Genomic DNA, 13,237 nt, shown 5'->3' with positions numbered 1-13,237 from the left:
AAAAACAAAGAATTACCAGCCTTAATTGCCTTATAATGTTACGTTAAATGTAAATTTAAAGGCAATATTATCTTCAAATTCAGGCAAGTGGTAGGCGCCATACCGGTACGTGAAACTCAGACCAAAACCAAAGAGAAGTTTATTAATTTCAAAACCAGATTCAGTATATCCTTTTTTTAAGGAATTAAAGGTTATCGATTCGTGATTTTCTGGATGACCGATATCTCCAATGGCGTAGCGCGTAATGAGAACCATTTGAGGTTTGTAACGTTGAGAAATGGAAAAAGGTTTTAGGTAATGCTTCAGTTGCACAGTCGTAAATTTATCCGAAAAAAATTCATTGAAGAACATGGTCTCAAAACTGTTTAATCCGGCAACCGAAAAACGCTGTAGAATGGTTTCTTTGGTAATGTTATTGGGATAGGCATGGTATAAATGCGTCAAGGGAACATCACCCCTGGCTATACCGCATACTAAAGTGATTTCTGAGAATGCCATCTTTTCGTCACCTATCCTATAAAGTGTTTTAAAATCGAATTTAGAAAAACTCAAATTGCTTTTAAATACCTTGTTGAAGTTCTTGGTATATTGAAGGGTGAATATGGGATACCCCGGATCCATTTCTTCCGGACCTTCTATTCCTTTATGAAAGGTGTCAAATGGACTCCATTGCAAGGCGACCTTTAAGGTGCTGAACTGAAAATTGGTAAGGACGGTATCGTTAAAATGATACCCGTAGCTGTAGGTAGGGCTCACGTTGCTTAAGGCCAATTCTATTTCACCGTTTAATTTGGGATGCACTTGGTGTTCTATGGAAAGCGCCTGGGTAATGTGCTTGTGGAACAAACTGATGTTTAACAGTCGGGGTTCGAAAAATTGGAAGAAGCGGCCATCGGTTAAAAAAGTTGTGCTTCCCGATTCTTGCAAATCGTCAGTGTAGGATGCGTTTACCCAGGTATTCGTTTTTTCCGAAATTCTGAATCCTCCTCCAAAACTATATTTAAACCGATGATCCCTAAAACCATATACTGCATAACTGTTTATTCGGTATCGTTTTGAAAACTGATCATTGGTTACGCCTCCAAGACCTGTTCTTACCCCTTCGTATTGGTTGTATTTAATAAGGTATCTTAAATCTAAATTAAAATATTTGGAGGGGAAATAGCCATTGCCAAGACTAATTAGCAGGCTGTTCTTTTTTATGGAGTCCTGTTCTGGTTCAACATTAAAATTAGATAAAGACTGGGAGTTCACTATTGCTGCAAGAAAAACGAAAACGATGAACGTATAAAACTTTAACATTAGCAAACAAAAGCTGGTTTTTAAAATAAAAAAGAGGGATATGAGAGCCGCATCGGCTGCTAAACGGTCATAATTTCTTTTTCCTTAACACCAAAAAGTTCATCAACCTTATTCACATAAGCATCTGTCATTTCTTGTATGTCAATTTCCGCATTACTTTGTAGGTCCTCCGACACGTGGTCCAACTTTTTTATCTCATGATTAGCGTCTTTGCGCGCCGATCTTATACTAACCTTTGCATCTTCGGCCTCTGCCTTGGCTTGCTTGGCTAAATTACGGCGACGCTCTTCGGTTAATGGCGGAACGTTAATAATAATCATTTCGCCATTATTCATGGGGTTAAATCCCAGATTGGCATAAATAATAGCACGTTCTATTTCCTGAAGCATGCTTTTTTCCCAAGGTTGTACACTTAAGGTCCTGCCATCGGGGGTGTTAATATTGGAAACTTGATTTAATGGGGTTTGTGACCCATAGTAGTCTACCATAACATTTCCCAGCATGGCGGGGCTGGCTTTCCCGGCTCTAATATTTACAAACTGCTTTTCCAAATGCTTAATAGCATTGTCCATAGCTTCTTTTGTAGTATCTAAAATAAATTGTATGTCTTCATTCATGATTTTAAAATTTAGATCAATACATATTCAAAAATAACACCAAATTTACAAATTGACTTCGGTTCCAACATTTTCTCCCGCGACAACCTTAAGCAAATTACCTTTTTTATTCATATCAAAAACAATTATCGGTAATTTATTTTCCTGACTTAGGGTAAAGGCAGTGGAATCCATGACTTTAAGCCCTTTTCTCAGAACGTCATCAAAGGAAATAAAATGAAATTTCTTAGCTGAAATATCTTTTTCCGGATCGGCATTATAAATGCCATCTACACGAGTCCCTTTTAAAATGACATCGGCCTCTATCTCAATGGCTCTAAGAACAGCAGCGGAATCGGTCGTGAAATAGGGATTACCTGTGCCTCCACCAAAAATAACGACACGTCCTTTACTTAAGTGGCTTAGGGCCTTTCGTCTAATAAAGGGTTCTGCGACTTCGTTAATCTTAATGGCCGTCTGTAGTCGCGTTTCTAATCCTGCATCTTCCAGAGCACTTTGCAGCGCCAGGCCATTTATAACCGTGGCCAACATACCCATATGGTCTCCCTGAACACGGTCCATTCCATTACTGGCCCCTGCAACACCTCTAAAAATATTCCCACCACCAATAACAATGGCAACTTCGACTCCTTTTTCGGTTATTTCTTTAATGTCTTGAGCATATTCAGCTAGACGTTGAGGATCTATACCATATTGACGGTCTCCCATTAGGGCTTCACCTGATAATTTGAGGAGTATTCTGTTATATTTCATAAATGTGCGATGAGATTCCCGCAAAAGCGGAAACAGGGTTGTGCAAAACTAAACATTTTTTTGCTGTTTACCCATACCCAAATTGTCAAAATAATATACCAGACCACGAATACAAGTATATTTCTTTTGTTTTAGATCTAAGGGACAAGTTTTGGATTTTACTTTTTTTGATGTTGTAACTGTTCGGCATAAAAAAACCATCAAACGCGCGGTTTGATGGTCTATGAGGTCTATAATATTAAGGGATTACCCTACAGTTACACGCTTGAAATCTGTAATTTCAACATCGCCATAGGAAGCCACATATTTAGCAACCGTTTGCTTTTCATCTTTGATGAAGTTTTGGTCCAGCAGACATTTTTCTTGATCTAAAGTGGTATTGTCTGAAATGAATCGCTCCATTTTACCCGGTAAAATTCGGTCCCAGATTTGTTCTGGTTTGCCTTCCGCTTTTAATTCGGCTTTGGCATCTTCTTCAGCCTGGGCTAGAACTTCAGGCGTCAATTGTGCCATGGAAATGTACTTAGGTACATTTTTAAGGGTTTTACCTAAACGGGCCAACTCTTCATTATCTTTTTCAATAACCGCGATTCTTGCTTCCGTTTCAGAGGCAATGAAGGCGGGGTCAAAATCTTTATAAGATAAGGTAGTGGCCCCCATGGAAGCCACTTGCATCGCCACATCCTTAACTAAAGTTTCGGCATTATCCACTTTGGCAGACAACCCCACTAAAGCTGCAATTTTATTGATGTGGACATAGGCACCAACATAAGGTGCTTCCAGCTTTTCAAAAGCCGTAATGTCTAATTTCTCACCGATAACACCAGTTTGTTCTGTTAATTTTTCGGCTACGGTCATACCACCAAAATCTGCAGCCAAAAAGGCCTCTTTGGTATCGTAGTTTAAAGCAATTTCGGCAAACTGATTGGCCAGGGCCACAAAGTTTTCGTTTTTACCCACAAAGTCGGTTTCACACCCTAATACAATTGCCACGCCGGCGGTCTGGTCGGCATTGATTTTTGCAATAGCAGCACCTTCCGATGAATCTCTGTCGGCTCTTTTCTCGGCAACTTTTTGCCCTTTTTTACGAAGGATCTCAATGGCTTTATCAAAATCGCCTTCAGCTTCAACAAGGGCTTTTTTGCAGTCCATCATACCGGCGCCAGTGGCTTGTCTTAATTTATTGACTTCAGCTGCTGTTACTTTTACTGTAGTACTCATAATTAATTTAGTGTTTAAAGAGGTTATGCAAAAAGGTTTTGATCTTGGCAGGGGGAACGTTTTCAATCGGTTCCATCTGAGATGCACTGTACTTTTTGAACGACCTTTTTAGTATTGTATTACTATTAGTTATTCTTCTTCTTCTGATGCCACAGCTACTTTTTTCGCTGCTTTCTTCGCTTTTGGAGCATCTTTATCCGTTGTTGACGCGTCTTTTTCAGCTTTGCGTTCCGCCAGGCCTTCGGCAATGGCAGTCGTGACATAGGATAAAATTTTGTCAATGGATTTTGAAGCATCGTCATTGGCAGGGATCACATAATCCACCTGACGCGGGTCTGAGTTCGTATCCACCATTGCAAAAATAGGAATGTTTAATTTTTGGGCTTCTTTAATGGCGATATGCTCACGCTTGATATCCACGACAAAAAGGGCACCCGGTAAACGGGTCATGTCACTAATCGAGCCCAGGTTCTTTTCTAACTTAGCTCTCAAACGGTCTACTTGTAAACGTTCTTTTTTGGATAAGGTATCGAAGGTACCGTCCTTCTTCATTCTGTCAATGGAAGCCATTTTTTTAACGGCTTTTCTAATGGTCACAAAGTTGGTCAACATCCCACCGGGCCATCTTTCGGTAATGTAAGGCATACTAATTGACGATGCTTTTTCGGCAACGATATCCTTAGCCTGTTTTTTTGTGGCAACGAATAAAATCTTGCGTCCGGAAGCTGCAATCTTAGCTAATGCATTTCCGGCCTCTTCAATTTTAGCTGCCGTTTTGTAAAGGTTGATAATATGGATGCCGTTACGCTCCATATAGACGTAAGGGGCCATATTGGGGTCCCACTTACGTGTGAGGTGTCCAAAATGTACACCTGCTTCTAGTAGTTCTTTTACTTCTACTGCCATGTTTGTAATAGTTTACGTTCTGTTGAATTAGCAATGGTTAAGTGGTCTCCGTTTGTTACAGATGGCCTTAACCATTTAGATGCTAAACTAAATCTTCACGCTTTAACGTGATAGACAACAATAACTGGGTTAAAAAATAATTTTAGTATCGACGGCATTCTACGATGGCATTTCACAACAGGTTCAGTATCTGACGGTCTCAACAGGCGGTTACCCGGTGAACAGCTCCATGACCTCGTTAAGAATGACCTCGAAAATAGAATATTAACGTTTAGAGAACTGGAATTTCTTACGCGCTTTTTTCTGACCGAATTTTTTGCGCTCCACCATTCTTGAGTCTCTTGTTAATAATCCTTCTGGCTTTAGGATGGCTCTGTTTTCCGCATCTACCTCGCACATTGCACGAGAAATAGCTAAACGTACGGCTTCTGCTTGTCCGGTAATACCGCCACCATATACATTGATTGTAATATCAAAGTTGCCATCATTGTTAGTCATAACCAAAGGTTGCTTTACTTTATACTGTAATGTTGCAGTAGTGAAGTAAGCGGCTATGTCTTTTTTGTTAATCGATATGTTCCCTTTTCCGGGGGCCACATATGCGCGAGCAACAGCCGTTTTTCTACGGCCGATTTTGTGAATTACTTCCATTAATTGAATTCGTTTAAGTTAATTGCTTTTGGCTTTTGAGCTGCGTGCGCATGTTCTGGACCAACAACAACTGTTAAGTTACGGAATAAATCTGCCCCCAATTTGTTTTTCGGCAACATTCCTTTTACTGCTTTTTCTACTACTCTAGATGGATCTTTTCCAAACAATTCGGTAGCAGTTAAACTTCGTTGACCACCTGGATAACCTGTGTGACGAATATAGGTTTTATCGTTCCACTTGTTACCGGATAAGTTGATTTTTTCGGCATTGATAACAATAACGTTATCCCCGCAATCAACGTGTGGTGTGAAGTTTGGCTTGTGCTTACCTCTTAAAAGTTTTGCGACTTTAGAAGCTAAACGACCAAGCGCTTGACCTTCGGCATCAACTAAAACCCACTGCTTGTTAACCGTAGCTTTATTTGCCGAAATCGTTTTGTAGCTTAATGTGTCCACACTTATAATTTTTTCTAATTAAACATTCCTCTTCCAAAAAGAGTTTGCAAATTTACGATTATATATTTGATTACCAAATAGGGGGATGTATTATTTTTAATAAAATTAATCGCGTATAGGACCGCATAAAATGGACGATTTTGATCACCCTATTCTAACTTCTTGAGAGCCTCTTATGTGTTATGGTTTCTATTTGTAATGAGTTGATCCTTATGGAAGTCTGCCTTTAATAAATTTTATCTGACCATTATGGTTGGATTCATGCTCACAGACATGAAACCATTTACAATGGTTGTTCGTAGGCTGACCTTCAAAAAATAGCTCAGATTTCATCAACCAACTATCATCTCTTTTTGCAAACTCTTCTTTCGTAATGTCTCTAACCTCCTCTAGTCTGGAGAGATAATAATCAATGTGGTGTCCCTTTATTTGTTTTCTCCCTTCCTCTCCAAGATTCATTGGGACATCCCATTCTTTTTTGATGTCATCATTCCATGTCCCCCATTTCATTTCATTAAAAGTATTCAACTGATAGTACCTTTCACAGGCAGCCAGATGCAGTAGCATAGCACCTATTGAATTTGATTTGTCATCAAGCTGAAAATCCAGTTGATCCTGAGTTAAGTCTTTAACCTGCTCTATTACCCAATGACGCATCATATTCATCGTTGAGAGCAGTGTTCCAATTCTTGGCGTATAACCTTCCAGAGGGCCTATTAAAAAGATACTGTCTGAAGTTGGTAAGGGCCGTGTTTGGGCCAAACTAACCATTGGAACCGTAAGAAGTCCTGCTGTGGTTAATGCCGAATGTTTTAGAAATCCTCTTCTACCTGCTTGAAATGCTGTTTTCATAATGAGTTGTTTTAGTTTGATTTTTAAGTTTTACGGATGAATCAATTTTAAATCGTTTAATATTCAGTAATGTCAAGCACCTTTAATTGTCTCATCGCTTCGCCTTCAACTAATGTATATGAAACTTGTCGTGTTCCTCCTGTTGGTGAGGCATTCGTGTCCCCTTCTTTATAGATGGGGAAACGTTGACTTAAGGTATTTTCGACAATCGTAAACGCATCATGTCCGCGATACCCTGAATTGATTTTGGGATTCTCGGATGTTGGTGGGAAATAGACTTGACTCATGGATTTTTTAGCGTTCACTGAAAATGCGAAGATATTTCCATAACTACCACTACCAACGGATTGGGTGTAAACGAAAAGTTCGGGTGAACCATCCGAATTAAGGTCTTCCACTTCGGCATCGATGACAACCTGACCTTCAATGGTAAAGGTTTCATTATAGTCGCGATTTTCAAGACCAAATGTAAAAATGGTGAGGGTATTCTTGTTATCTTTTTCAATGGAAGAGACGTTAAAGCCAATGCCCTGAAGATTCAATACTTTACTAAACGTCGTTAAATCGATCTGTTGAGTGTCTAATTCACCGTCAATTTTGCCATAGTGACCGGCTAGGGTTGCTCCTCCATTACAAAAGAAATAGAGCATATTGGAATCATCAGGATTTTCGGTGGAGATGGTTAGACTTGTTGGGAAAAATTCAAAGCGGATGCGCTTTCCGTCATAGGTCGATTCATAGGTGTTCTTATCTATTCTGAAGGCTTTCGTATCGTATGTGCAGGTCGGTTTTTTTTGGTCTGCCCGCGATCGAACGGATACCCATAGGGATTCATCCCCATGGTGTTTCACCGATACAGCAACCCAATCGAAACCGTCATGTCTCTTGTGATAGCTATCTGAAACGTAGTGTTCCGTAACATCTATTCTTTCAATACCTTTTTCTATAGACTTTTGGTCTTGATTTTGGGGTTCCGATTTACATCCTACAAAGGATAGGGCTACGAATATTCCCCATTGAAATAGCCTGATACATATCATAGGTTAGCGTTTTACGATGTGTTCTAACTCGCCAAAGGCATTGTGTTAGATTAGTTACACAGTGTGGTGCTAATTTAGTAAAAAACAATAAGCACTAGGGGACCCAGGTATTTTGGGTATCGGTCTACAGCACTTTTTCAATGGACTCCCCTTTAAAATAAGGTTTCTTCATTCGATACTTTATCCAGAGAACTGCGTACAGCGCTGTGATCCCCATGAACACACCGGCATTGACATACACCTTTTTGGTCATTTCCGGGGAAGGCGAATTATTAATGATCAGATAAATCATTCCAATGATGCCCAGTATTTGCAGTACGGGATAGAAAGGAGATCGATAGGGACGATGGAATTCAGGATATTTTTTTCTCAAGATCATCAGATCTAAGTGGGCCATAATATAAACCAGAAGAAATATGGCCGAACAGGATATCATCAAAAGGATAATGATATTCTGTGAGTCTTGAAAAATGATATACACTGCAATGGCCAGGCTGCATTGAAAAAAGATGCCAAACCAAGGGGTTTTGAATTTAGGATGGAGGCGTTTAAATGCAGACGGTAATTGATTGTTCTTGGCCATGCCAAACAGCATTCTAGAAATGGAGGCGATTCCGGTGCTAAAACAGGTAGCAGCTGCTGTAATGGCAAGGACAGCCATAATTAATCGTGCATTTTCACCAAAAATGGATTTGACCAAAACCCAATGCGGGATAGAAGAATCGACTAATTCCTTACCAGGCACCTTGTGATAACCAGCCAATGCAACCGATCCATAAATCAATAACAGGATGAAACAAGAAATTAGCATGGCCTTGGGTAAGTTCTTTTCGGGCTGTTTGGTTTCTTCCACCAACGGACAAACAAATTCCATCCCAAGAAAGGCCCATACCGCAAGGACGGTCAATGAAAGTAAGCTCCAGTCCAATGCGCCAATACCCGATATTAAACCTTCAAAAGGAATATCTTGAACTGCTGAACTGCTTATCCCGGCAATCCCAATAACAATTAAGGCAGTGAGCATTACGAATGCCAGTAGGTTTTGTACCGTTGCAAAAACCTCAATACCCAGAATATTTAAAATAATGATGATGATATAAACCCAAAGTCCAAAACGGCTAAAGGTGTCGGGATAGAGGGTATCCATGACATAATCCAGCAAGAAGAGATCTGCAGCTCCTGCAAAAACAGCAATACCCAAATAGCCGCCAATGGTCACAATGATAGCCGGGAGATGCCCTACCGCAACTTCAGTGTAGGTACTAATGCCGCCTGCCTTGGGCATCATTAGGGCAAGTTCACTAAAGGTAAAAACGTAACTCAACGATAACACAAAGGCAATAAGCATGGCTACAACAAATCCTGTAGCATTTATGCCTACACCCTGTAAAATAGTAATTAATGGACCCTGACCAACCACCACCCCAACACAAATCGCAATAAGGGACGTGAGGCCTAATGACCGTTTGAGCGCATTGTTTGCTTTTTGGGGACGGGTCATCAATTTGATTTTTTTAATGTTCGTTCTCATAGCGTTCCATGGGATATGACGGATAGTCCATAGAGCAGATGCCCATTTTGAATCTCCTCACATTGCATCCGGTAAGATAATGGTTATTATGTTTAGATGATTATTTTTGGATCTATTCTTTTCAAGTGGTGTTTTAGCCGGTTACCGTTCCCTTTTTTAGAATTTAAACCGTCATTCTATGATGGATTTGTATGGCGTTTTAAAGCCATTACGGTTGCTTTCCGTCCCAGCGCTATCAATTCCTCTGCCTTATAAAAATCATAAATCTTACAGCGATCCCGTGAAGTTTCTATTAATATATCGGGAGGTGTATTTTTAAGGGAGATCTTATCCATTTCGTTCCTCATCAATTCAAAAGAAACATTCATGATGTCAAAATAATTTAAATCATTATTGGCATCATTAGAGAACAATTCCCTCAAATTCTTACTGAATTTAGCCATAGCGCTTTGATAGAGAGACTCCTTTTCCTTATTCTTTATCTCAGTATCAATTAGGGGAATATCGGCATTCACATTAACTGCAACCAAAAGATCATTATCCATTCGATGCGCATGATTGATAGGAATATTATTTACCACACCACCATCGACAAGAATGGCATCCTCCTTGACCACCGGTGTCAGGACATTTGGAATTGCAATCGAAGCGCGCAACGCATCATAGAGACTTCCCTCTGTGAACAGAACTTCTTTTTTACCCACTAAATCGGTGGCAGTTGCAGAATACCTAATTGGTAAATCCTGAATCTGACGGTTCGAGATGAAGGGTGATATGGCTTCAAATACTTTATCACCCTTAATAAAGCCATTATTAAAAAGTGTGAAATCCACCAGTTTAAAGATGTCTATTTTATCGAGGTTTAAAATCCATTTTTTAAACTCCCTAATTTTTCCGGCTGCATAAATTCCACCCACAACGGCCCCCATAGAAGTACCTGTTATGGAGTGAATTTCATAATCCTGTTTTTCCAACTCTTCCAAAACCCCCAGGTGTGCAATTCCTCTTGCACCTCCTCCTGATAAGACTAATGATATCTTTTTCATATGATTAATTTCAATATTCGTTTGGACGCCATTCGGCTATTATGTTCATACCATGTTACTGGCCGTGAATTTTACCTATTAGAGATCCAAATAATCCAATTTACGTTTAACCTCCGGGTTTTCTACAACGGTTCCGGAAATATTCTCCAGTTGAATGTCAAATGTATAGTGATACGGGTTGGATTGCATCAATACAATGGAATTCAGTATCAATAGAGCTTCCGCAGGTGTTTTAGAATTGTACAGGGCCGTTGTCATAACCGATGAGGGATCCTCAATCCTTGTGATTCCCAAATATTCTGCAGCACGCACACGATTTATATGTACCGGATCATGGTAAGCCAGAGATCGTATTGTGCTTTCCAAGGACGAGGCCTCTTTATTAAAGATACTGCACGTTATTAAGCCCCAATATCTTTCCCAGGGGTCTTCCGCATGTAAACTTTGGATAATTTTCTCTTTCACACTTTCAAAATTCGACAGACACAAATTGGAAATATCCACATATTTTGCAATTTCCTTTTGGTGTAATCTTCCAAATGCCACGGGGTTGGAAAAAGCGTTTTCAATGAGAACATATTCAGGGTAAAAGGACAAATCCGGCATTTCTTTAACCCAGGTATTTAAACGTTGACGAAGGGCTAGGGTAAGGTCAAGATACTTCGGGTCTGCAATAAGATTATTAGTTTCAAAAGGATCAGCTTCCACATCAAAAAGCATTTCGGGCTCACGATTTTTGAAGAAGGCGGATTGTACATCATTTAATAAACCTTCCTCGAACATGGACTGCCATTCCCGATAAGCGAGCTGTTTATAACGGTAGTTATTCATTAAGCCATCAAAATTGAAGGGCTGATAGCTTCTAATGTATTTATAGTTGCCTTTTCGTATGGATCTTACCAGATCATATTTTTCATCAAATCGATCGGCATAGGCAAAGGTCTCATCTCTGGCATTCACCGCTTCCGTACTCAACTGTTTTCCCAAAAAGGGGCTTCCATCAAGACCATCAGGAATGTCCACTCCGGCTAAGTTCAATACAGTTGGCCCTAAATCTATAAAACTCACAAAGCCTTTTACCGTGCTTCCTGCTTTAATATCCACCAAATGGTGGTATTTTTCAGGGATACGAACAACAAGTGGTATGTGCAGCCCCGTCTCGTACACGTATCCCTTACTTCCAGGCAATGCCCCCCCGTGATCTCCAAAATAGAAAATAAACGTATTTTCGAGCAGCCCGTCTTTTTCGAGTTCTTTAATAATAGCCCCTACTTGCGTATCCATTTGCTGGATCTTGTCACGATAACGGGCATTCGTGTACCTGAAAAGTTTGGTGTCCGGATGATTGGGCTGAACCTCAAACCCATATTCATCATTTATATTGGGCTGGTCATTCATTTGTTCCTTTGTGAAATGAAGCGTCCCCTCATGAGTCCTGTCAATGTTAACCACATGAAAAAAGGGTTGTCCTGCAACTCTATTTCGCCAGGACGCATTCCCGGAAGATTCATTCCAGACATCATCCCCCTTAATAATATTATAATCCTCTTTACTGTTATTGGTGGTATAATAACCCGCTTTCCGAAGATAGGCAGGAAACATCTTCAATGCATCCGGCATGGGAACTTTAGTCATTTTTCTATGATACTGAGCCCCTAATCTTGGGGCATAACATCCCGAAATTATAGTCGAACGGGCCACACTACAGACGGGTGCATTCGAGAATGCCCGACTGAAAACTATTCCATGATCTGCCAGGGATTCAATGTGGGGTGTTGAAACGCCGTTGTCATCAAACCGCTTTAGGTAATGTTTTGAATTGTCCTCTGATGTGATCCAAACGATATTCGGTTTTTCAAGGGCGGGGTTTTCAGAACGGCAGGACGGCAAGAGAACCAGTAGAACTAGGGATCGAATTAGGACTGAATCCAGCCTTTGAACATATTTCATAGTGGAGATAAATTGTGGTATCGTGGTGGTATAGGTCTCAGTTACGGATAAAATTAGTAATTATTTTCGATTTAGAAGGCCAACTAATCATTCTAACCAGATCGACGGGGTATGAGGGGTAGTCGAATATGTCGTAATAGGGGTTATGTTTGGATATTAACGCGTCAAGTTTTAGAATAAAGAACAGGCATTTGGCCTTTCCATGTATTCCATAGATTATTATCGTTAATTAATTCCGCCATAAAGTGTCCTACATTGATTCGGCTGATCTTACCGGCATTAAAAATGGCACTTCTAATGGGTGAGGCATAGGATTCGTATTCGGTAAGGTCGTCTTCATTTATCAAACTATCGGGTCTAACAGCGACCCATTCGATATGCCTGTTATTTTGACCAATTTGGGTCCGTAAATAATCCGCTGCCTGTTCATTATCTACATGGGGTGGTAACAACAATCTAAGCAGGCCGATAACCCCTTTTTGAGCTAATGACATGGGTTCGTTCAAGTCTCGGTTACTGTTTCCGGAGGAGTTCATTAACACGAATTTGATCGGGCTTTTTAGTTCATGAGTTTGGACAGCATTACAAAGTCGCTTGGTGGCCTCGGTCACTAGTTTTCTGGGTTTTCCATAAATACCCTTGAAAGTAACGTTATGTCCCAAACAGGATACTATGGCATCACAATCAGAGGTGTATGTAATCAATTGGTTTTCCGTTAACTCTAAAATGCTGGCCGTAATAATTTCTAAATGGGTATTCGCCTTCCATGATTTTGGTAAATGCGCTTTGGAACGCACTATAATTCTAACTTGATTTCCTTTGAGCAAAAGCTGATTAACCAAATGTCTGCCTGTTGCACCACTGGCCCCTACGACTAATACTAACATTTCTCTCTTTTTTTTGAAGATTTCAC

At 40.2% G+C, this 13,237-nt stretch carries 13 protein-coding genes; all 13 read right to left on the bottom strand.

Annotation, left to right across the window (positions count from 1 at the left end):
- Positions 1–30 precede the first annotated feature (30 nt).
- Positions 31–1,302 carry a hypothetical protein gene (locus MR054_RS06115; protein ID WP_242156992.1) on the bottom strand — a complete coding sequence of 424 codons (1,272 nt, stop codon included), beginning with the start codon at positions 1,300–1,302 and terminating at the stop codon, positions 31–33.
- A gap of 59 nt (positions 1,303–1,361) precedes the next feature.
- Positions 1,362–1,919, bottom strand: a complete 558-nt coding sequence (frr, locus tag MR054_RS06110; RefSeq protein WP_242082947.1) for a ribosome recycling factor — start codon at positions 1,917–1,919, stop codon at positions 1,362–1,364.
- 45 nt (positions 1,920–1,964) lie between these two features.
- Positions 1,965–2,672: a UMP kinase gene (gene pyrH / locus MR054_RS06105; RefSeq protein WP_242082944.1), complete on the bottom strand. Its 708-nt coding sequence runs from the start codon at positions 2,670–2,672 to the stop codon at positions 1,965–1,967.
- A 246-nt stretch (positions 2,673–2,918) separates the two neighbouring features.
- Positions 2,919–3,893 (bottom strand): translation elongation factor Ts, encoded by a 975-nt coding sequence (tsf, locus tag MR054_RS06100; protein ID WP_242082941.1) that lies wholly within the window; start codon positions 3,891–3,893, stop codon positions 2,919–2,921.
- A 129-nt stretch (positions 3,894–4,022) separates the two neighbouring features.
- Positions 4,023–4,799, bottom strand: a complete 777-nt coding sequence (gene rpsB, locus MR054_RS06095; RefSeq protein ID WP_242082939.1) for a 30S ribosomal protein S2 — start codon at positions 4,797–4,799, stop codon at positions 4,023–4,025.
- Between the two features lie 264 nt (positions 4,800–5,063).
- Positions 5,064–5,450, bottom strand: coding sequence for a 30S ribosomal protein S9 (gene rpsI / locus MR054_RS06090; protein ID WP_242082937.1), 387 nt, complete (start codon positions 5,448–5,450; stop codon positions 5,064–5,066).
- The gene (gene rplM / locus MR054_RS06085) at positions 5,450–5,905 is read right to left on the bottom strand and encodes a 50S ribosomal protein L13 (RefSeq protein WP_242082935.1); all 456 of its coding nucleotides are present in this window, start codon (positions 5,903–5,905) and stop codon (positions 5,450–5,452) included. Before rplM ends, rpsI begins: the two co-directional genes overlap by 1 nt.
- Positions 5,906–6,115: 210 nt before the next feature.
- Complete coding sequence (locus tag MR054_RS06080; protein WP_242156991.1) at positions 6,116–6,757, bottom strand: DinB family protein; 642 nt, start codon at positions 6,755–6,757, stop codon at positions 6,116–6,118.
- Positions 6,758–6,813: 56 nt separating this feature from the next.
- Positions 6,814–7,797, bottom strand: coding sequence for a PliI family lysozyme inhibitor of I-type lysozyme (locus MR054_RS06075; RefSeq protein ID WP_242156990.1), 984 nt, complete (start codon positions 7,795–7,797; stop codon positions 6,814–6,816).
- A gap of 124 nt (positions 7,798–7,921) precedes the next feature.
- Positions 7,922–9,298 carry an APC family permease gene (locus MR054_RS06070; RefSeq protein WP_242156988.1) on the bottom strand — a complete coding sequence of 459 codons (1,377 nt, stop codon included), beginning with the start codon at positions 9,296–9,298 and terminating at the stop codon, positions 7,922–7,924.
- A 206-nt stretch (positions 9,299–9,504) separates the two neighbouring features.
- On the bottom strand, positions 9,505–10,374 hold the full coding sequence (locus tag MR054_RS06065; RefSeq protein ID WP_242156987.1) for a patatin-like phospholipase family protein: 870 nt from the start codon (positions 10,372–10,374) through the stop codon (positions 9,505–9,507).
- Positions 10,375–10,452: 78 nt separating this feature from the next.
- On the bottom strand, positions 10,453–12,324 hold the full coding sequence (locus MR054_RS06060) for a sulfatase family protein (RefSeq protein WP_242156986.1): 1,872 nt from the start codon (positions 12,322–12,324) through the stop codon (positions 10,453–10,455).
- Positions 12,325–12,488: 164 nt separating this feature from the next.
- Complete coding sequence (locus MR054_RS06055) at positions 12,489–13,211, bottom strand: NAD(P)-dependent oxidoreductase (RefSeq protein ID WP_242156985.1); 723 nt, start codon at positions 13,209–13,211, stop codon at positions 12,489–12,491.
- Between the last annotated feature and the right edge of the window lie 26 nt (positions 13,212–13,237).

Origin of the sequence: Aestuariivivens sediminis (assembly GCF_022662105.1) — a bacterium.
GTDB lineage: Bacteria > Bacteroidota > Bacteroidia > Flavobacteriales > Flavobacteriaceae > Aestuariivivens > Aestuariivivens sediminis.
This window is presented reverse-complemented; position numbering and strand designations above follow the sequence as displayed.

Coding starts and splice junctions, on each gene's coding strand:
- pyrH (WP_242082944.1), bottom strand. CDS start 2,672: ATGAAATATAACAGAATACTCCTCAAATTATCAGGTGAAGCCCTAATG.
- MR054_RS06115 (WP_242156992.1), bottom strand. CDS start 1,302: ATGTTAAAGTTTTATACGTTCATCGTTTTCGTTTTTCTTGCAGCAATA.
- MR054_RS06070 (WP_242156988.1), bottom strand. CDS start 9,298: ATGACCCGTCCCCAAAAAGCAAACAATGCGCTCAAACGGTCATTAGGC.
- tsf (WP_242082941.1), bottom strand. CDS start 3,893: ATGAGTACTACAGTAAAAGTAACAGCAGCTGAAGTCAATAAATTAAGA.
- rpsI (WP_242082937.1), bottom strand. CDS start 5,450: ATGGAAGTAATTCACAAAATCGGCCGTAGAAAAACGGCTGTTGCTCGC.
- rpsB (WP_242082939.1), bottom strand. CDS start 4,799: ATGGCAGTAGAAGTAAAAGAACTACTAGAAGCAGGTGTACATTTTGGA.
- MR054_RS06065 (WP_242156987.1), bottom strand. CDS start 10,374: ATGAAAAAGATATCATTAGTCTTATCAGGAGGAGGTGCAAGAGGAATT.
- MR054_RS06080 (WP_242156991.1), bottom strand. CDS start 6,757: ATGAAAACAGCATTTCAAGCAGGTAGAAGAGGATTTCTAAAACATTCG.
- MR054_RS06060 (WP_242156986.1), bottom strand. CDS start 12,324: ATGAAATATGTTCAAAGGCTGGATTCAGTCCTAATTCGATCCCTAGTT.
- frr (WP_242082947.1), bottom strand. CDS start 1,919: ATGAATGAAGACATACAATTTATTTTAGATACTACAAAAGAAGCTATG.
- MR054_RS06055 (WP_242156985.1), bottom strand. CDS start 13,211: ATGTTAGTATTAGTCGTAGGGGCCAGTGGTGCAACAGGCAGACATTTG.
- MR054_RS06075 (WP_242156990.1), bottom strand. CDS start 7,797: ATGATATGTATCAGGCTATTTCAATGGGGAATATTCGTAGCCCTATCC.